This is a genomic window from Glaciimonas sp. OK215 (genome assembly GCF_057787885.1).
The window spans coordinates 3,326,686-3,345,589 of sequence record NZ_CM173544.1 but is presented as its reverse complement, the minus strand read 5'-3'; the positions used below and the strand labels follow the sequence as shown (position 1 = coordinate 3,345,589).

Annotated in this window: 16 protein-coding genes and 1 pseudogene; 14 read left to right on the top strand and 3 right to left on the bottom strand. The window is 58.3% G+C overall.

Features of this window, described 5'->3' with window-relative positions:
* Positions 1-15 precede the first annotated feature (15 nt).
* Positions 16-1,230, bottom strand: a complete 1,215-nt coding sequence (locus AC3CHX_RS15240) for an ABC transporter substrate-binding protein (RefSeq protein WP_488628892.1) — start codon at positions 1,228-1,230, stop codon at positions 16-18.
* 566 nt (positions 1,231-1,796) lie between these two features.
* Between AC3CHX_RS15240 and AC3CHX_RS15235 the strand changes: the two genes are divergently transcribed.
* From AC3CHX_RS15235 to AC3CHX_RS15195, 9 genes are all read left to right on the top strand, one after another.
* The gene (locus AC3CHX_RS15235) at positions 1,797-2,993 is read left to right on the top strand and encodes an isovaleryl-CoA dehydrogenase (RefSeq protein ID WP_488628891.1); all 1,197 of its coding nucleotides are present in this window, start codon (positions 1,797-1,799) and stop codon (positions 2,991-2,993) included.
* 32 nt (positions 2,994-3,025) lie between these two features.
* Complete coding sequence (locus AC3CHX_RS15230; RefSeq protein ID WP_488628890.1) at positions 3,026-4,633, top strand: carboxyl transferase domain-containing protein; 1,608 nt, start codon at positions 3,026-3,028, stop codon at positions 4,631-4,633.
* 62 nt (positions 4,634-4,695) lie between these two features.
* Complete coding sequence (locus tag AC3CHX_RS15225) at positions 4,696-5,481, top strand: enoyl-CoA hydratase/isomerase family protein (protein WP_488628889.1); 786 nt, start codon at positions 4,696-4,698, stop codon at positions 5,479-5,481.
* Between the two features lie 82 nt (positions 5,482-5,563).
* Positions 5,564-7,573 carry an acetyl/propionyl/methylcrotonyl-CoA carboxylase subunit alpha gene (locus AC3CHX_RS15220; protein ID WP_488628888.1) on the top strand — a complete coding sequence of 670 codons (2,010 nt, stop codon included), beginning with the start codon at positions 5,564-5,566 and terminating at the stop codon, positions 7,571-7,573.
* Between the two features lie 34 nt (positions 7,574-7,607).
* Positions 7,608-8,531 (top strand): hydroxymethylglutaryl-CoA lyase, encoded by a 924-nt coding sequence (locus AC3CHX_RS15215; protein ID WP_488628887.1) that lies wholly within the window; start codon positions 7,608-7,610, stop codon positions 8,529-8,531.
* A complete protein-coding gene (locus AC3CHX_RS15210) occupies positions 8,516-8,896 on the top strand; it encodes a carbonic anhydrase (protein WP_488628886.1) in 381 nt (126 codons plus the stop codon). The genes AC3CHX_RS15215 and AC3CHX_RS15210 overlap by 16 nt, the downstream gene beginning before the upstream one ends.
* 13 nt (positions 8,897-8,909) lie before the next feature.
* Complete coding sequence (locus tag AC3CHX_RS15205) at positions 8,910-9,155, top strand: hypothetical protein (RefSeq protein WP_488628885.1); 246 nt, start codon at positions 8,910-8,912, stop codon at positions 9,153-9,155.
* Positions 9,148-9,846 carry a TetR/AcrR family transcriptional regulator gene (locus tag AC3CHX_RS15200; RefSeq protein ID WP_488628884.1) on the top strand — a complete coding sequence of 233 codons (699 nt, stop codon included), beginning with the start codon at positions 9,148-9,150 and terminating at the stop codon, positions 9,844-9,846. Before AC3CHX_RS15205 ends, AC3CHX_RS15200 begins: the two co-directional genes overlap by 8 nt.
* Positions 9,847-10,301: 455 nt before the next feature.
* On the top strand, positions 10,302-10,538 hold the full coding sequence (locus tag AC3CHX_RS15195) for a hypothetical protein (protein WP_488628883.1): 237 nt from the start codon (positions 10,302-10,304) through the stop codon (positions 10,536-10,538).
* 28 nt (positions 10,539-10,566) lie between these two features.
* Here the strand turns inward: AC3CHX_RS15195 and AC3CHX_RS15190 are convergent, their stop codons facing one another.
* Positions 10,567-11,133 carry an IS66 family transposase gene (locus AC3CHX_RS15190; protein WP_488628882.1) on the bottom strand — a complete coding sequence of 189 codons (567 nt, stop codon included), beginning with the start codon at positions 11,131-11,133 and terminating at the stop codon, positions 10,567-10,569.
* 270 nt (positions 11,134-11,403) lie between these two features.
* Between AC3CHX_RS15190 and AC3CHX_RS15185 the strand changes: the two genes are divergently transcribed.
* Positions 11,404-12,732: an IS4 family transposase gene (locus tag AC3CHX_RS15185; RefSeq protein WP_488628881.1), complete on the top strand. Its 1,329-nt coding sequence runs from the start codon at positions 11,404-11,406 to the stop codon at positions 12,730-12,732.
* A 434-nt stretch (positions 12,733-13,166) separates the two neighbouring features.
* On the opposite strand, the pseudogene AC3CHX_RS15180 reads toward AC3CHX_RS15185, so the two are convergent.
* Positions 13,167-13,319: pseudogene (locus AC3CHX_RS15180) on the bottom strand (LysR family transcriptional regulator); the annotation flags it as partial.
* A 220-nt stretch (positions 13,320-13,539) separates the two neighbouring features.
* On the opposite strand from AC3CHX_RS15180, the gene AC3CHX_RS15175 reads away from it, so the two are divergent.
* The 4 genes from AC3CHX_RS15175 to AC3CHX_RS15160 are packed head-to-tail and all read left to right on the top strand — an operon-like array spanning position 13,540 to position 18,870.
* Complete coding sequence (locus tag AC3CHX_RS15175; protein ID WP_488628880.1) at positions 13,540-14,745, top strand: CaiB/BaiF CoA transferase family protein; 1,206 nt, start codon at positions 13,540-13,542, stop codon at positions 14,743-14,745.
* Positions 14,746-14,765: 20 nt separating this feature from the next.
* Positions 14,766-15,656 carry an SMP-30/gluconolactonase/LRE family protein gene (locus tag AC3CHX_RS15170; protein ID WP_488628879.1) on the top strand — a complete coding sequence of 297 codons (891 nt, stop codon included), beginning with the start codon at positions 14,766-14,768 and terminating at the stop codon, positions 15,654-15,656.
* 58 nt (positions 15,657-15,714) lie between these two features.
* A complete protein-coding gene (locus tag AC3CHX_RS15165; protein WP_488628878.1) occupies positions 15,715-17,385 on the top strand; it encodes a thiamine pyrophosphate-binding protein in 1,671 nt (556 codons plus the stop codon).
* A 45-nt stretch (positions 17,386-17,430) separates the two neighbouring features.
* Entirely contained in the window at positions 17,431-18,870 is a 1,440-nt protein-coding gene (locus tag AC3CHX_RS15160) for an aldehyde dehydrogenase (protein WP_488628877.1), read from the top strand.
* Positions 18,871-18,904: the final 34 nt, after the last annotated feature.

The window sequence follows — 18,904 nt, the reverse complement described above, 5'->3', positions numbered from 1 at the left end:
TCTACAACACGAAAATTATTTCTTCACCAGCGGGCAGCCCGATTGCGCCAGCGGGCGGAATGCATCGTTGCCTGGCACCACGCTGACGATCTTGTAGTAATCCCACGGTGCCTTCGATTCGGCCGGCTTTTTCACTTGCAACAGCAGCATGTCATGCACCACGCGGCCATCTTCGCGCAGCGTGCCTTTCGGTATCACCACGTCCGAAATCGGCAACTCGCGCATTTTTTTCATCACCGGGGCGGTGTCGTCGGTGCCGGCGGCCTTCACCGATTTCAGGTAATGCGTGACGGCCGAATACATGCCTGCTTGCGCCATGGTCGGCATCTTCTTTTGAATGGCGAAGAAACGCTTGGACCACGCGCGGGTGTCATTGTTGGCATCCCAGTAAAAGCCTTCGGTCAGATACATGCCTTGGGCAACCTGCAGACCCATCGAATGCACGTCGCTGATGAACATCAGCAAAGGAGCGACCAACTGGCCCTTGGCGGCGATGCCGAATTCACTGGCTTGCTTGACCGCATTGACGGTATCGCCGCCGGCATTGGCCAGGCCGATCACCTTCGCCTTCGAGGTTTGCGCCTGCAGCAGGAACGAGGAAAAATCGCTGGCATTCAATGGATGCTTGACTGAACCCAGCACCTTGCCGCCGGCAGCCGTCACCACATCCGACACATCCTTCTCAAGCGACTTGCCGAACGCATAATCGGCGGTCAGGAAGAACCAGCTGTCGGCACCGCGCTTGACCAACGCCTTGCCGGTGCCGACCGAGCTGGAATAGGTGTCATACATCCAGTGCGCAGAGGTCGTCGTGCATTTTTCATTGGTGATCGTGCTGGAGGCCGAACCGACGACGATCGCGATCTTGTTCTTTTGCTGGGCCACATCCATGACGGCCAAAGCGACATTGGTCGGCACCAGATCCATCAGCACATCGACATGTTGCTGGTCGATCCATTCGCGTGCCTTGGTGGCGGCGACGTCAGCCTTGTTCTGGCTATCGGCATAGACCAGTTCGATTGGTTTACTCAGCACGGTCTTGCCGAAATCCTCGATGGCCATCCGGGCCGCGACGATTGAACCCTGACCTGACAGGTCGGAATACAGCCCGGACAGATCGGTCAGCACGCCGATCTTGACAACATCATTGCTGATTTGCGCGGAAGCAGAGGTAGTCACTGCCGCCAGCATGGCTGCCGCCAGCCCAATTTTCTTGAGTCTCGTATTCATGTTCTTCGTCTCCATTGAATAATTCCATTAACAGAATGTTTTATCGGTAATCGTGTGTGCTTGGGTTGGTATTGCTCGCATACGAGTGATTGCATGCATTTACAGCTCCGCACTCCCTCCGGTGCGGTTAACGGTAGCTACAGTTCATTCTAGGCGGAGATTCAAAAATTTCCGGTTTTGTGCCGGACGCTGCGTGCTGCGAGAAAACTGAGGACGGCGATCAATATGGCTGCAGGAAGTTGCTGTCTCATCATTTTATTATGAGTAATACTCAAATAAAGTTTTTTTGGATTATAGTCATAAATAATAAAGATATCAACAAGGATGTTACTTGATATTCTTATTTATTTCCATTATATTGTGAGTTATACTCACATTTGGCGAAAAGCTAGGGGCGCGCGCCGTCTGAATGCCTGGCTGCTCGGTGCGGGCATCGGTGCCACAAGCGACGAGAATTTGGACTTTTCACGTAATGCGCATAGATTGTTAATCAATACGCAGCAGGCGACACCGACCATTTTTCAATTCTTTTTTTCAATTTTTCCTACCCTTACTACAAGGAAATCATGGCGAATCAATTCATCAATTTTCCCGGCCTCAGCTTTGACCACGGCGACGACATTGCCGCGCTGCGCGATACGGTTCAGCAATTCGCGCAGGCCGAAATCGCACCGCGCGCCGCCGTGATCGATCACAACGACCAGTTTCCGATGGATCTGTGGAAAAAATTCGGCAACCTCGGCGTGCTCGGCATCACGGTCGAAGAAGAATATGGCGGTAGCGCGATGGGTTACCTGGCTCACATCATTGCGATGGAAGAAATTTCGCGTGCTTCTGCGTCGGTAGGCCTGTCCTACGGCGCGCATTCGAACCTGTGCGTCAACCAGATCCGCCGCAACGGCAGCCATGAGCAAAAACTGAAATACTTGCCCAAGTTGATATCCGGCGAGCACGTCGGCGCGCTGGCGATGTCGGAACCGAACGCCGGCTCGGATGTGGTCAGCATGAAATTGCGCGCAGTCCTGAAAGGCGACCGCTATGTGTTGAACGGCAGCAAGATGTGGATCACCAATGCTCCTGACGCCGATGTGCTGGTCGTGTATGCGAAAACCGATCCAGAGGCCGGCGCGCGCGGCATTACCGCATTCCTGATCGAAAAGGGCTACCAGGGCTTTTCGACTGCGCAAAAACTCGACAAGCTCGGCATGCGCGGCTCGCACACCGGTGAGCTGGTATTCCAGGATTGCGAAGTGCCGCTGGAAAACGTCATCGGCGGCCTCGGCAAGGGCGTCAACGTGCTGATGTCCGGACTGGATTCCGAGCGCACCGTGCTGTCGGGCGGCCCCTTAGGCATCATGCAGGCGTGCATGGACGTGGTGATCCCGTACATTCACGAGCGCAAGCAATTCGGCCAGCCGATTGGCGAGTTTCAACTGATGCAAGGAAAAATCGCCGATATGTATTCCACCATGATGGCCTGCAAATCGTATGTCTATGCGGTTGGTCAGGCCTGCGATCGCGCAACCACGCCGGAAGCGGTGCGGGCGCTTCGCAAGGATGCCGCCGGCGCGATTTTGTATTCGGCCGAAAAAGCCACCTGGATGGCAGGCGAGACGATCCAGGCGCTGGGGGGCAACGGCTATATCAACGAATATCCGACGGGAAGACTCTGGCGTGACGCCAAGCTGTACGAAATTGGCGCCGGTACTTCGGAAATCCGGCGCATGCTGATCGGCCGTGAACTGTTCGGCGAAACCCAATAATCGACCTCCTCTCACCTACGAAACGCGACGCCATGACCATCATCGATTCCAAACTGAATCCACGCTCCGACGATTTCAACGCCAATGCCGCCGCGCTGCAAGCCGTGGTCGACGACTTGAAACGGAAGGTTGCCAAAATCGCGTTGGGCGGCAGCGAAGAGGCACGCAGCAAGCACACCGCGCGCGGCAAGCTGTTGCCGCGCGACCGGGTGCAAATGCTGCTCGACCCCGGCACGCCATTCCTGGAATTTTCCCAACTGGCCGCCGATGGCATGTACCACAATGCCGCGCCATCGGCCGGCATCATCACCGGCATTGGCCGCGTGGCCGGCCTAGAGTGCGTGATCGTCTGCAACGATGCCACCGTCAAGGGCGGCACCTACTATCCAATGACGGTCAAGAAGCATTTGCGCGCGCAGGAAATCGCCGAGCAAAACAATTTGCCGTGCATTTACCTGGTCGATAGCGGCGGTGCGAATTTGCCGAACCAGGATGAAGTGTTCCCCGACCGCGACCATTTCGGCCGGATCTTCTACAACCAGGCCCAGCTGTCGTCCAAGGGCATTGCGCAAGTTGCGGTGGTGATGGGTTCATGCACGGCCGGCGGCGCGTACATGCCGGCGATGAGCGATGAATCAATCATCGTCAAGAATCAGGGCACGATTTTTCTGGGTGGCCCGCCGCTCGTGAAAGCGGCCACCGGCGAAGTGGTCACCGCAGAAGACCTCGGTGGCGGCGATGTGCACACCCGGCTATCGGGCGTGGTCGACCACCTGGCGCAAAACGACATGCATGCGCTATCCCTGGCGCGCACCATCGTGTCGAACCTGAACCGGAAAAAATCGCATGACATGCTGTTGCGTGAGCCTACCGAGCCCAGGTATTCGCCGCAGGAATTGTATGGCGTCATTCCAGTCGATACCCGCAAACCGTTCGATGTGCGGGAAGTGATTGCGCGGATTGTCGACGGCAGCGAATTCGACGAATTCAAGGCGCGCTACGGCACCACGCTGGTATGCGGCTTTGCCCATATTCACGGCATGCCGGTGGGCATCATCGCCAACAATGGCATCCTGTTTTCCGAATCGGCACTGAAAGGGACGCATTTCATCGAGCTGTGCTGCCAGCGCAAGATCCCGCTGGTGTTCCTGCAAAACATCACCGGCTTCATGGTTGGCCGCAAATACGAGAACGAAGGCATCGCCAGAAACGGCGCCAAGATGGTGACGGCGGTTTCCACCGCGGCCGTGCCGAAATTCACCGTGATCATCGGTGGCAGTTTTGGCGCCGGCAACTATGGCATGTGCGGCCGCGGTTTTTCCCCGCGCTTTCTTTGGATGTGGCCGAATGCCCGTATTTCGGTGATGGGCGGCGATCAGGCGGCCAGCGTGCTGGCGACTGTCAAGCGCGATGGCGTCGAGTTGAAAGGCGGGACCTGGAGCAGCGAGGAAGAAGAAGCCTTCAAGCAGCCTATCCGCGAACAATACGAGCATCAGGGCCATCCATACTATGCGTCGGCACGCCTGTGGGACGATGGCGTGATCGACCCGGCCGATACGCGCATGGTGTTGGGACTGGGATTGTCGGCGTCGCTCAATGCCCCTATCCCCGACACCAAATTCGGCGTGTTCCGCATGTAACCCACCTCACGCTCCCTATCCGCGCATTGCTCAACCATTCCCAATTCTGAAAGCGGCTGTTCATGGAATACCAAACCCTGCAAGTCGAGCTTGATGCCAGTGTGGCATCGGTGTGGCTCAACCGTCCCGATGTGCGCAATGCCTTCAACGAAACGACGATTGCCGAAATTACGCACGCCTTCAACGCGTTGGGCGCCAACAATCAGGTGAAAGTCATCGTGCTGGGCGCCAGAGGAGCCGCGTTCTGCGCCGGAGCCGATCTGAACTGGATGAAGAAGATGGCCGCCTATACGTATGAAGAAAACCGCGCCGACGCCGCTCAGCTGGCAGCCATGCTGCTGGCGATCAAGACCTGCCCGAAACCGGTGGTTGCCCGCATTCAGGGCGACTGCTATGCCGGCGGCATGGGACTGGTGGCTGCCTGCGATATCGCGGTGGCCGCCGACGGGGTACAGTTCTGCCTGTCGGAAGTAAAACTGGGCTTGATTCCGGCGACCATCGCGCCGTATGTGATCAAGGCCATGGGCGAAAACGCGGCACGCCGGTATTTCTTGACGGCGGAACGATTCCCAGCAGTGGAGGCGCAGCGCATCGGCTTCCTCCACGCCGTGTCAGCTGCCGATGAACTCGATGGCGCTGTCGAGAGCATCGTCAAGGCCTTGCTTGCCAACAGTCCGAATGCTGTCCGCGAAGCCAAGCGCCTGGTGCGCGACGTAGCTGGACAGCCGCTGACGCCTGAACTGATCGACGACACGGTAGGGCGCATCGCCACCATCCGTGCGTCGGCCGAAGGCGGCGAAGGCGTGCGCTCGTTCCTCGAAAAGCGCAAGCCGTCGTGGCTGGCATGAATCATCCACAGCAATCAATGAACGATGCCGCAGCGCCCAAGCGCAAGTCATCACCGCAAGCCATCGTATTCTGGAGAAAAACATGTTTACAAAAATCCTGATCGCCAACCGCGGCGAGATTGCCTGCCGCGTCGCTGCGTCGGCGCGCCGCATGGGGGTGAAAACCGTCGCCGTGTTTTCGGATGCGGATATCAATGCGCGCCATGTCGCGCTGTGCGACGAATCGGTCGCGATCGGCGCGGCGCCGGCCAAGGAAAGCTATCTGCGCGCCGATAAAATCATTGCGGCGGCGCTGGCCACCGGCGCCCAGGCGATCCATCCGGGTTACGGCTTCCTGTCCGAGAATGCGGAATTTGCGCAAGCCTGCTTTGACGCGGGCATTGCCTTCATCGGACCGCCGGCTTCCGCCATCGTTGCGATGGGGTCCAAGTCGGCCGCCAAGGCCTTGATGGAAAAGGCCAAGGTGCCGCTGGTGCCGGGCTACCATGGGGACAACCAGGACCCAGATTTCCTGCAAAAGGAGGCCGACGCGATGGGCTATCCGGTCTTGATCAAGGCCAGCGCCGGCGGCGGCGGCAAGGGCATGCGCATCGTCGAGAAAAGCGCGCAGTTCAAGGATGCGCTGGCATCCTGCAAGCGCGAAGCGATCAACAGCTTTGGCGACGACAAGGTGCTGGTTGAAAAATACCTGACCCAGCCGCGCCATATCGAAATCCAGGTGTTTGCCGATACCCGTGGCAACTGCGTCTATCTGTTCGAGCGCGACTGCTCGGTGCAGCGCCGCCACCAGAAGGTGCTGGAAGAAGCGCCCGCGCCGGGCATGACGGCCGAGCGCCGCAAGGCGATGGGCAACGCGGCAACCGCGGCGGCCAAGGCGGTCGGTTACGTTGGTGCCGGCACGGTCGAATTCATCGCCAACCAGGATGGCTCGTTCTATTTCATGGAAATGAATACCCGGCTGCAGGTCGAGCATCCGGTCACCGAAATGATCACCGGCCAGGACCTGGTCGAGTGGCAGTTGCGGGTGGCCTTCGGTGATGTGCTGCCGTTACAGCAGGAACAGCTGAAGATCCATGGCCACGCGCTCGAGGCGCGCATCTATGCCGAGAATCCGGACAACGATTTCTTGCCGTCGATCGGCACCTTGCGCCATTTGCGCACCCCTGCGGCAGTGGCGTTCGAGCTGGGCGGAACGGCGGAGCAGCCGGCGGCGCTACGCATCGATAGCGGCGTGCGCGAAGGCGATGCGATTTCCCCTTTTTATGACCCGATGATCGCCAAGCTGATCGTTTGGGGGCGCGACCGCGAAGAAGCGCTGGCGCGCATGAGTAATGCGCTGTCGCACTATCAGGTGGTGGGGCTGACTACCAATATCGCATTCTTGAAGCGGCTGGTCGAGAGCGTGCCGTTTGCCGGCGCCGACCTCGATACCGGCTTGATCGAACGCCATCACGCAGCATTGTTCCCGGCTCCGGCACCGGTGTCGATCGACGAGATGGCGCTGGCGGTGGTGGGCCTGTTGGCCGACGAATCCCGTCGCACGAAAGCGGCATCGAACGATCCATGGGGGCTTTTGAAGGGTTGGCGCATGAATGCCGCGTTGCAACGCACGCTCGAATTTGTCGACCTCGGGCAGAACGTGCCGGTGACACTGGCCTACCAGCAAAATGGCTGGACACTTGGGCACGCCAACACGACGTCGCAGGTGACGTTGGTGACGCAGCAGGGCAATGACTATGCGATCCGGGTCGAAGGCAGGCTGGTGCGCGGCGCCGTCGTCATGGACCGCGATACCGTGCATGTATTTGCTGCCGGCAAGCACTCCGTGTTGCCGTACAACGATCCGCTCGCGCATGCGGGGCAAGTCGAAGCCGAAGCCGGCCGGCTGACCGCGCCGATGCCGGGCAAGATCGTCGCGATCCTGGTCAAGAAGGGCGATACGGTGCAAAAAGGCGCGCCGCTGCTGATCATGGAAGCGATGAAAATGGAACACACGATCGCCGCGCCGCGTGACGGCATGGTGGAGGAACTGTTGTATGCGATGGGTGACCAGGTCGAGGAAGGCACGCAACTGCTTTCATTCAAGGTTTAGTGAAATTTTAATCAATGGATAACGGAAGATCGAAATGAACCTGAACTCTCTGCCCAAGCGCGTCAAGATCGTCGAAGTCGGACCGCGTGACGGTTTGCAAAACGAAAAGGAAACCATCCCTGCCGACATCAAGATCGCGTTGATCGACCGGCTGACACTGGCGGGTTTTGCCAACATCGAAGCGGCTTCGTTCGTCTCGCCGAAATGGGTGCCGCAAATGGCAACCTCGACCGAGGTGATGGCCGGCATCGTGCGCAACCCGGGCGTGATCTATTCGGCGCTGACGCCGAACATGAAGGGCTTTGAAGCGGCGATGGCGGCCAGGGCCGATGAAGTCGTGATTTTCGGTTCGGCGTCGGAAGCCTTTTCGCAAAAGAACATCAACTGCTCGATTGCCGAATCGATCGAGCGTTTTCGCGATGTCGCGCTGGCCGCAAAACAGCATGGCGTGCGCCTGCGCGGCAGCATCAGCTGTTCCTTCGGCTGTCCGTATCAGGGCGAGGCGGACGCGGACGCAGTGGCCGACGTGGTGCAGCGCCTGCGCGATCTCGGCTGCGATGAAATTGATATCGCCGATACGATAGGCGTGGCCACGCCGAAAAAAATTCATGCCGTGCTGCCGCGTGTGATCCGGGAATTCCCGATCGAGCGCTTGTCGGGCCACTTCCACGACACGTATGGCCAAGGCATCGGCAATATCTATGCGTCGCTGGAAGTGGGCCTCTCGATCTTCCATTCGTCGGTGGCGGGGCTGGGCGGCTGTCCGTACGCCAAGGGCGCGACCGGCAATGTCGCCACCGAAGACGTGCTGTTTCTGATGCAGGGACTGGGAATCGATACCGGCATCGATCTGAATGCGGTGGTTGAGGCGGGGCAGTTCATTTCGCACCACCTCGGCCGCAAGTCGGTCAGCCGCGCCGGCAATGCACTCGCGGCCAAGCTGTGTCTGGCCTATTAAAGAAGCGACGCGGCCAATTCCGCGCCCACCTTAATCGATACGATAATCACCGGGGATTGAATATTCATGATTCTCCGCAAGCCGCGCTTGAGCGGCTGCAACTGGGCAACGTCCGGTTCGTCTCGAATGTGCTGACCCGCGAGGCGCCGCCCAGTCATCTGCTGGCATTCGGCTTACCGGGCGAGCAGGAACCGTTCGCGATCATTCTCGGCTGCTCCGATTCTCGGGTGCCGGTCGGGATCGTGTTCGACAAGGGGCTGGGCGACTTGTTCGTCGTTCGCGTGGCTGGCAATATCGTCGCGCCTGCGCTCGATCGTGGACCGGGTGCGCCCGGCGGTGGAAGCCCTGCTGGAAAGCGGCACTGACCTGGAGGACCGAATGCTGCTGAACATGGCGGTTAGGGCGAATATCCGCGCATCAGTCCAGCAACTGCGACATGGATCGGAGATTTTGGAAAATTTTGTCGCCCACGCCCACCTGCTGGTGGGCGCAGAATATTCGCTGGAGACGGGTCTGGTAAAATTGCTGGACGAGGTGCCGCTGGCTGGCCCGGCGCTAGCCGCTGACGGAATCGCCGTGCAGCAGCAAGCAAGTCTATTCCAAGGTTCTGCAAGCTATGAATAAATCAGTATCGATTACGCGCAAGCGCGAAGTCCTGGGCGCGCGCTCCGAAAAGCGCGTGAAGGAAATATTGACGGTCGCCCGTGACGTATTTTCCGAACATGGCTACGAAAAGACCACGACGCTGGAAATCGCGCGACAGCTCGGCATTTCGGAAGCAACAATTTTCTCTTATTTCGGCAGCAAACGCGACTTGTGCATGCAGGTCATCAAGGCTTGGTACGATGAAATTTCGACGGTGCTGGAGCTTGAAGTTGCGCAGATAGCCGGAACGCGGGCGCAGTTGCACTACGTTGTACGCAAGCACCTGATCACCTTGATGCAGGAAGGCATCGGCATGTGCAAGCTGGTGTTAAGCGAGGGGCGCACTGTCGATGCAGAGTTCGCCGGCTTGATCGCGGAATTGAAGCGGCGCTACACAGCACCGCTAATGAAAGTGTTGTCGAATGCGCAGCGTAGCGGAGAAGTGCGCCCGGACATGCCTTTGCCGCTGCTGCGCGACATGGTGTATGGTTCGATGGAACATGTGCTGTGGGACTATATGGTGAATAAAAACAAGCCGGATATTGAAACAACGGCGCTGCAGCTCACCGCCATGCTGTGGTGTGCGTTCACCCCTCCCAACCATGCGATGAATAAGCTCGTCCAGTTTCGCAATGACATTGACAATGCATTGCGGCGTGTCGACGAGTAGCCAAAATCAGAGACGAATCCGGGTTTTGTCGCCTAGGTTCGAGGAAATTGAAGCCGGATTGCTGGCCTTGAGTGAAATGCGCGACAAGCCCTCGGATATGTCATTGAGCATGACGAAGATCACGCGAATCAAATGACTGCTTACCAATCTGAAAGTTGACTCATAGCTTTGTACCCACGTCGGAAGCAGCTCGGCCAAAGCTGCCATTCAGAACTTTCTACGGAATCCACAGTTGTCTCTCAAATCCTCCTTGTGATCGATATCCCAAATTACGCCGGGGCCATCAACTGGGCACAGGGCCAAATTCTGTCGATGCTTATCCCCGCTATCGCGCCGCTATGCACTCGTTCGATCGAAAGACCTTTGAGTCCAGTGGACTCGAACATTACCTGTGTGAGAATTTTTCGTTTCTACCTAAGGCGACGATCTCGCAGCACCTGGTCGCATGCTACCGAATGGATGACATCGTGGTGACGGTTGTTCGCCTGTTTGGCCAGCCACTGTGGTCACTCGTTTGCGCCATACCAAGTGAAGGTTTCAAGCTGCTTTCTCTGGAGAGGAGCGTGATTATCAACAATGCGCTGAGCAGAACTATCGTTGAGCGATCATTGCTTGATGCAGGAATTTTTGGGAGTGATTTGAGGTTATTCGGGGGCTATCGAGTACTATCAAAAAATGTAACACCTCAATAACCGGTGGCGAGCACCGTCCGCCCGGCGGTTATGCTGAGGCGATGCGCTGTTCGATGATGTGATGCAGGGACGGAATCTGGTCGCTGCATGATATCCGGTCGATCAAATAACTCCAGAACGAAATGCCCAACTTTCGGCAGGTTTTCTTCAAGCTGGAGAAGGTGTCGCGGCATTTGCGGCCGAGATCGCTGCGCGTTCCACCGCTGATCTTTTGTTTGAGGACGTGGCCGCGGATATCGCCTTCGCTGCCGTTGGTATGAAGCGGTATTTCCGGCCGCTCCAACATCAGCAGAAGTTCGGATTTATTCTTGTGCAGTCGCCGCAGAAGCAGATTGAGTGAGGTGTAGCTGGTCTTCTGGGTGAAGATTTCATCGAAGCGTTTTTTCAGCCCCTCCTTGAGTGTCTCTGCTGGCGCCAGCTTGTAGGATTTGAGGTCGGCGTACAATTCCCAGACCTGCGCGCGGACCCGTGCGATGTCGACACGGTGCTGATCGTTGAGCGGCAGCATCTTATGAATGAGCCTTTCCGCATGGACCCAGCAAAGACCGTGCGTGAGGACATTGAACTGGCCGGCGTCATCGCTGATGATCGCCATATTCTTTGCAATATGCAAATCGCTCAGGCTGCCGAGCAAGGCGCCCTCCGTCGCGATTCTGCGATAACGGGGCGTGTTGATGCACAGCGTATCCATGTGACTTTTCCATGCCGCCTTGTCGGCGAAGTCCGCACTTGCGGTTTCATCGGATTTCCCTATCTGAAACCTGCCTCTTCTTCGTAATGCCGTTCAGTTAAGAGAACTGAACGGCATTTTCATTTGTGGCAAGTGGTTGTAAACCGGCAGAGTTGCTGTTAACCTTTCGGCGCCATGCTAGCCGACCACATCACCTTTTTACTTGAAGCGCAGGAACCATGCGACTGGAGTCGGCTGGGTGCGCATCTGCCGTACGAGTGGGTTGAACAGGCGGTTGCGCATACGGGGCGCGCCAGCATACGACATCGGCGTTTGCCGGCGGAGCAGGTGGTATGGCTGGTCATCGGGTTGGCCTTGTATCGTCACCAATCGATCAGTGAAGTGGTCGACTCGCTCGACCTTGCCTTGCCCGACGAGGAGGCGCCTTTCGTCAGCAAGAGCGCGGTGGCGCAGGCGCGGCAGCGGCTTGGCGAGGAACCGCTGAAGTGGTTGTTCCGCACATCGGCGCAAGCTTGGAGTCGGCAGAACAGTGAACACTATTTGTTCAATGGTTTAAGCCTGCTGGCGATGGATGGCACGACGTTAAGGACGGCTGACAGCACCGAAAACCGTGAACACTTTGGCGCGCAGGTTTATGCCAGCGGGAAGATTGCCAGCTATCCGCAAGTGCGCGGTGTGACGGTGACCGCGTTACCGACCCATATCATTGCCGATGCTGCGTTTGGCCAATACGACATGAACGAAATGTTGTATGCCAAGACGCTGTTGCCGAGCATTCCGGACCATTCATTGACCGTGTTTGACAAGGGATTCCTCGCCGCGGAAATCCTGCACGGTTTGACCGCCAGCGGCCACAACCGGCACTTTCTGATTCCAGCCAAGAGCAATACGAAATGGACGCTGATCGACGGTACGCTCGATGACGGCATCGTTCAAATGCGGGTATCGCCCCAGGCCCGCAAGAAGTCGCCAACGCTCCCCGAATTCTGGTGCGCCCGCGCCATCGCCGTCATCGATCCCTTGGGGCGTCAGAAAATATTGCTGACATCGCTGACCGACCAGAAACAATTCAAAGCCGCCGATATCGCCGCCTGCTATAGCCGACGCTGGCACATTGAAACCAGCTATCGCGAACTGAAGCAATCCATGATGGGCATGGCGCTGACCTTGCGCAGCAAGACCGTCAAGGGGGTAGAGCAGGAAATCTGGGGAGCGCTGACGGCCTACAATCTGATTCGCCTGGAAATGGCCAAAACCGCCTCAGAGGCGAACTGCGATCCCACCGACATCAGCTTCGTGCGCGCCTTCCATACCATTCAGTATGAATTGCACTGGGCCGCTGTCGTTCGCTCCTACGGCAAATTACCCGATCTACTCAAACGCCTGCGCCAGCGTTTGCTTGCTCTGCCCAATGCAAAACGACCCGATCGCAAATGCGACCGGGTCGTGAAGTCAAAACCAGTGCGTTACGCTGTCCGATATCTCAAAAAAGTCCTTATCTGAACGGCATTGGCCTCTTCTTCGCTTTTTCTTTCGTTGTTTTTCTTCCATTTTTTTGCGTCATTTCTTGCGGTTCGAATTGCACTGGCTGTGGTCCATGATCGGTTCCGGGAGGACCAATCAATGAAGCCTGCAAATCGACGCAAATATCCATGCTGCCAAGCGTTTTTCCAGGTCGATGCACGCAACATCCATCACCAGACGTACTGCTCGAAGCCGGGTTGCTGCAAGGCGTTCAAATTGGCGAGTCAACGTGTCTGGCTATCCCAATCCGGGAATCCGGATTATTTCCGGGGACCGGGGAATGTTGTCAGGGTGCAAGCATGGCGCGCCATCCATCCGGGGTAGGAAAGGACCGTGGCGCAAAAAAGGCCTCTCCCATATCGTCTCCATCTCCTCCAGGTCGAACAGGAACTGCTGAAGCTTCTGGTAGCACTCTACCCCTCTTCGGTAACTATCAGACGGCGCGTGCTGCGTCTCAGCAGGCGTAGCCCTAATCGACTTTCCACCAGACGGCTGACGGCCTTGCCGACCCCGAATGGCGTCATGCCAAGCCGTTGTGCTGCCTGAGTAAAGCTTGCGGCTTCGACAGTCGCGACGAACTCGGCATTCCTCCAGACTTTTCCATCTCAGCTTCTTAGATTCGAGACATTCTGTCTCTATTGTCTGTCCTGACGGGGCATTTTTTTCAGTCTCTAATCTACTTACAATAGACGCACCAAGAGGCTCATCAAGGCCTCGAACGCCAAAGTCTACCAAGACCGTGGTCTATTTCAACGCAAATTGTTTCACTGATCGCTTAAAACTTCTATGGCCTTATTGTTAGACAAAGTACGCGTGCTCGATCTCACGAATGTCGTCGCGGGTCCGCTTGCTACATATCACCTCGTGATGCTCGGCGCGGACGTGATCAAGATCGAAGTGCCAGGCGTGGGCGACCTCTCGCGAAAGTTGGGGGCGGACCATGAGCTTGGGAAAAAGCGGATGGGGGCATCGTTTCTCGCGGTCAACGGAGGCAAGAAGTCGTTGACCCTGAATCTCAAGGAGGCCCGCGGAAAAGAGATCTTCAAGCAGCTTGTGCGCAAGGCGGACGTCGTGCTCGAGAATTTCCGTCCCGGCACCATGAAGAAGCTTGGCCTGGACTATCCGGTTCTGAAAGAGATCAACCCAGCGATCATCTACTGCGCCGTATCCGGATTCGGTCAGGACGGGCCCCTTGCGCAGCGTCCGAGTTACGATCAGATCATCCAGGGCTTCTGCGGACTCATGAGTCTCACTGGAGACGAGAACAGCGCCCCCACTCGGGCCGGCTACATCGTCTGCGACACCATGGCGGCCGTTACCGCCGCGTTCGCCGTTTGCGCCGCACTTTATCGTCGGGAAAAAACCGGCAAGGGGGAGACTATCGACGTCTCCATGCTCGACACCGCACTCGCAACGATGGCATCGTGGCCGGTTTCAAACTATCTGAATGGGGGCAAAGTCCCGATGCCCATGGGCAATGACAGTCACACGTCTGTCCCGTCTGGCACGTTCAAGACCGGCAGTAGTCCGCTCAACATCGTTATCAATGAGCAGAAGCAGTGGAAGACGCTGTGCGATGTCATTGGCCACCCAGAGTTCAAAACCGATCCGCGCCTGGCCGAGCCCCATGCGCGGGCTGCGCATCGCGAGGATGTGCGCGCGTTGCTCGAAGACGCACTGAAGGCGAAGAGCGCGGACGAGTGGGAACGTCTGTTCAACGACGCGGGGGTGCCGGCTGGCCCCATCCTTAATCTGCCCGATGTCATTCGACACCCGCAAATCGAAAGTCGGCAGCTTCTCAAGAAATTCAATAACGTGCCTGGCGTTGGCCGAGACATCGAGATATCGCGTCTGGGCTTTCGCCTGGGCGATGAGCAGCCCGACGTTGCCAGTCCGCCGCCAGTGCTTGGACAAGACACCGATCTGCTGCTGCGCGAGGCGGGGTACTCGATTGACGAGATTTCCGACTTCAGGCGCAGCGGCGTCATTTGAGAGAAATGAAAGGAACAACCATGTATTTCGGCCCTCCCCCCCAAATCATCGAAACAGAGATCTTCGCGGCAATCCCCGCGAAATTCCGCCCTGGCGCCTCGGAACCCAAGACGCGTCGCAACTTCCTGGAAGGTCCGTCCTTCGACCGCGACGGCAATCTCTATTGCGTCGACATGCGCATGGGCCGCATCTACCGCATCTCGCCTCGCGCCGAATGGGAAATTGCAGTCGAGTACGACGGCGAGCCCAATGGGCTCAAGATCCACCGCGACGGTCGCATCTTCATCGCGGATCGTCGCCACGGCATCCTTTTGCTCGACACCAAGGCCGGCAAAGTGGAGCCGATTCTGGAAGGCCCCTCCAGGCAGCGCTTCAAGGGGGTGAACGACCTCATCTTCGCGAACAACGGCGACCTCTATTTCACCGATCAGGGCGCGACGGGCCTGAGCGACCCGACCGGCTGCGTCTATCGCTACACGACCGCCGGAAAGCTCGATTGCCTGGTCAACAACATACCGAGCCCGAACGGGCTGGTCTTCAACCGGCGAGAAAACGAGCTCTTCGTCGCCGTCACGCGCACGAGCTCGGTTTGGCGAATCCCGCTGGACGAGTCCGGCATTGTCTCAAAAGTCGGGCTGTTCGTGCAGCTCTTCAGCCCGGGTCCCGACGGGCTCGCGCTCGACGAAGAGGGTAACGTGGTCGTGACCCATCCCGGCCTGGGCTTGGTATGGGTTTTCAGCAAGCGCGGCGAGCCCCTCTACCAAGTGAAGTCGTGCGCGGGCGAAATGACGACCAACATCGCGTATGGCGGCGAGGACCGCAAGACGCTTTACATCGTCGACTCAGCGAAAGCCAACATCCTGACCGCGCGCATGCCGGTTGCCGGCAAGCAGATGTACTCCCATACATGAAGTCGACAGTCTTGGCAGGCCGTGATGGCGGCCCGCATCAACCGCTCACGGAGAATCCATGAATAGAACGATAGAGAAACCGACCGTCAACGCAGCGCGTGCCCTGGTGGACGCATTGCTGAGGGAGGGCATCGAGCATGTCTTCGGTATCCCCGGAACGCAGAACTTGGCGATCCTTGACGAGTTGCGTCAGATCCCGGAGGTTCGCTTCATACTCACGCGGCACGAGCAGGCCGCAGCGTTCATGGCCTACGGCTATGCGCGCACAAAGGGCGCGCCTGCCGTGGTGACCGCGACCGAAGGTCCCGGAATCACGAACCTTGCCACCGGCATCGCCGCTGCTTACAAGGCCTACGTTCCCGTCATCAGTATCTGCGGTCATCAGGAAGGGTTCATGCGCGATCGGGATTCGATGCAGGACATCGATCAGACGACCTTCATGCGTCCTATCACGAAGTGGGCCCAGACGATCCCGACCCCGGAAAAAGTGCAGGAATTCGTGCGCAAGGCCTTCCGCGTCGCAATGACCGAACCGCGAGGCCCGACGCACATCGACGCGTCCAGCGAGATCCTGCACGAGCTTGTCACGCCTGAGCCGATCGAGCCCACGAGCTATCGCAACCAGCAGCTGCCGGCATGCAACCCGGCGCAGCTCGACGATGTGATGGAGCTCATTGCCAAGGCGCAGTGTCCGGTATTCGTGGTCGGCGGCGGCGTGATCAACGAAAGCGCCACGGCGGCGGTCGCGGAGCTGGCCGACTGCACGGGAATTCCGGTGGCGGCGCTGCAATATACGCCCGACGCGTTTCCTTCCACGCACGCGCTCGCGCTTGGTGCGCTCGGGCGCAACGGCTCCGGCAGCGCGAATCGTATTGTGCCGAAAGCCGACCTCATCATCGCGATCGGCGCCCACATGGATGTGTTCTCGACCACGTTCAAGTACGGCATCTTTAGCGAGCAGGCGAAGCTCGTTCATCACAGCGCGGCGCCGGGCCAGATCGGCATTGTCTTTCCGGTGACGCTCGGCGTGACCGGATCGACGATGAGCTTCGTGAAGGGCCTCACCGAGCGTGCCGCCGCAAGCGGCGTGCGCAAGTCGTGGGTCGACGTTCCGAAGTCGCGCGCGCAGTGGGAGGCCGAGCTCTATGCAAAAGTGGACCACGAAGCCGAGCCCATCCAGTCGCAGCTCGTGGGTTACATGATCCGCAAGGTGCTGCCGGAGAACGGCATCTGCGTGGTGGACGCGGGCAATGGCGCCAAGCACGTGCGGCAGTACTTCAAGAGCTACGAACCGCGCACGTTCATGTGCATGGATGACTGGGGGGCTGTCGGCGGCTCGTTTCCGATCGCGCTGGGGGCCAAGCTGGCGCGGCCCGACCTCCCCGTTCTCTGCGCGTCCGGCGACGGCGGTGCCATGTGCAATATAGGTGAGCTCGAAACGGCTGTTCGCGAAAACATCGCCGTGGTCTACGTGATTTTCAACGACCAGGGGCTCGGCAATGAGCGCGCGTTCCAGAACGAACGCTACGGCGGGCGCTTCTATGCGGTCGATTACAACAACCCGGACTTCGGCGCGCTCGCGAGGGTATTCGGCGCGCACGGCGAACAAGTCACGCGACCGGGTGATCTCGAGGGCGCGATCAGGCGGGCGTTTGCGAGCGGAAAGCCGGCGATCGTGGATGTGATGATCGACAAGAACACACTGGCGCCGGTGGTGTACAGGCCATAAAACGTGTCAAGCACTAACTCCCATCCAACGAATAGAACCGACATTATGCAAATACAGCCTTTCCTTATCGACAACCAGTGGGTGACGGGTAGCGGCAGCGCTTTCGCTTCCACCAATCCCGCCGACGGAAGTGTGTTGGCTCACGTAGCGGGTGCCAACGTGGCGGACATCAATGCCGCAGTGGCTGCCGCACGCAGGGCGCTAGCGGTGCCGGCGTGGGGCGGCTTGAAGCCGCACGAACGCGCAACGCTTCTCTACCGCATGAGTGAACTCATGACGGCGGATCTGGAACGGCTGGCGCAGTTGCAGATGCGTGACAACGGCAAGACGCTCAAGGAGTGCCGGGCGCAGGTGAAAAGTGCCGCCGGCACGTTCCGCTATTACGGGGCTGCATGCGAGACGTTTGAATCGGAAGTGACCCCGCCAAGGGGGGAATACAGCACGATGGTATATCGCGAACCCGTTGGCGTCGTTGCCGCAATTACACCTTGGAACTCACCGGTTACGCTGGAGGCACAGAAGCTCGCGCCGATTCTCGCGGCGGGGAATTCAGTCATCCTCAAGCCGTCTGAAGTGACACCGCTGATGGCACTTGAGTATGCAAGGCTGGCCGTCGAAGCAGGCTTTCCGCCTGGCGTCGTCAATGTCGTGACGGGCGCCAGTGATGTGGGAAGGATGCTAGTGGAACACAAGGGCGTCGATATGGTGAGCTTTACGGGCGGCACCTCCACCGGCAAGAGGATCGCGGAAGCTTGCGGTAGGACGCTCAAGCGGGTTGCACTCGAACTCGGCGGGAAGTCGCCGAATATAGTTTTCGCGGATGCGGATATCGACAGAGCCATCGTGGGCGCCGGGGACGGGATTTTTTCCGGTGGCGGCCAGTCCTGCATTGCGGGTTCCCGCATTTTTGTCGAAGAAAGCATTTTCAAAACGTTCGTCGAAGGCCTGTGTCGTTACGCGGACGATTACCGCCTCGGAGCGCCCGAAAATGCCAACACGGACATGGGTCCGCTCGCGAGTCTCTCTCATCGTGAGCGGGTGGAGGCATACGTCCAGCTCGGACGGGACGAAGGTGCCCAAGTGCTGTCGGGAGGGGTGCGGCCTCAGGGCGGCGATCTCGCCAAGGGCGCGTATTACCCGGCCACGATACTCAGCGGCGTCACAAATGACGCGCGCATTTGCCGGGAAGAGATATTCGGACCGGTGGCCGTCGTGCTGCCTTTCAAGAACGAAGCGGATTTGATCGCGCAGGCGAACGACAGCGATTTTGGCCTTGCCGCGGGGATCTGGACGTCGGACTACAGGCGCGCTTGGCGTGTTGCGCGCGCGCTTCAAGCTGGTACGGTATGGATCAATACCTACAAGCAGCTGTCGATCAGCACCCCTTTCGGTGGCTATAAGGAAAGCGGCGTCGGTAGTGAAAAAGGTTTGCAGGGAATGCGAATCTACATGAACACCAAGGCGCTCTATTGGAGTCTTCAGTAGACCCGTTTCAAACGAATACCAACTGGAGAATTTT

Coding starts and splice junctions, on each gene's coding strand:
- AC3CHX_RS15240 (WP_488628892.1), bottom strand. CDS start 1,230: ATGAATACGAGACTCAAGAAAATTGGGCTGGCGGCAGCCATGCTGGCG.
- AC3CHX_RS15235 (WP_488628891.1), top strand. CDS start 1,797: ATGGCGAATCAATTCATCAATTTTCCCGGCCTCAGCTTTGACCACGGC.
- AC3CHX_RS15230 (WP_488628890.1), top strand. CDS start 3,026: ATGACCATCATCGATTCCAAACTGAATCCACGCTCCGACGATTTCAAC.
- AC3CHX_RS15225 (WP_488628889.1), top strand. CDS start 4,696: ATGGAATACCAAACCCTGCAAGTCGAGCTTGATGCCAGTGTGGCATCG.
- AC3CHX_RS15220 (WP_488628888.1), top strand. CDS start 5,564: ATGTTTACAAAAATCCTGATCGCCAACCGCGGCGAGATTGCCTGCCGC.
- AC3CHX_RS15215 (WP_488628887.1), top strand. CDS start 7,608: ATGAACCTGAACTCTCTGCCCAAGCGCGTCAAGATCGTCGAAGTCGGA.
- AC3CHX_RS15205 (WP_488628885.1), top strand. CDS start 8,910: ATGCTGCTGAACATGGCGGTTAGGGCGAATATCCGCGCATCAGTCCAG.
- AC3CHX_RS15200 (WP_488628884.1), top strand. CDS start 9,148: ATGAATAAATCAGTATCGATTACGCGCAAGCGCGAAGTCCTGGGCGCG.
- AC3CHX_RS15195 (WP_488628883.1), top strand. CDS start 10,302: ATGGATGACATCGTGGTGACGGTTGTTCGCCTGTTTGGCCAGCCACTG.
- AC3CHX_RS15190 (WP_488628882.1), bottom strand. CDS start 11,133: ATGGCGATCATCAGCGATGACGCCGGCCAGTTCAATGTCCTCACGCAC.
- AC3CHX_RS15185 (WP_488628881.1), top strand. CDS start 11,404: ATGCTAGCCGACCACATCACCTTTTTACTTGAAGCGCAGGAACCATGC.
- AC3CHX_RS15175 (WP_488628880.1), top strand. CDS start 13,540: ATGGCCTTATTGTTAGACAAAGTACGCGTGCTCGATCTCACGAATGTC.
- AC3CHX_RS15170 (WP_488628879.1), top strand. CDS start 14,766: ATGTATTTCGGCCCTCCCCCCCAAATCATCGAAACAGAGATCTTCGCG.
- AC3CHX_RS15165 (WP_488628878.1), top strand. CDS start 15,715: ATGAATAGAACGATAGAGAAACCGACCGTCAACGCAGCGCGTGCCCTG.
- AC3CHX_RS15160 (WP_488628877.1), top strand. CDS start 17,431: ATGCAAATACAGCCTTTCCTTATCGACAACCAGTGGGTGACGGGTAGC.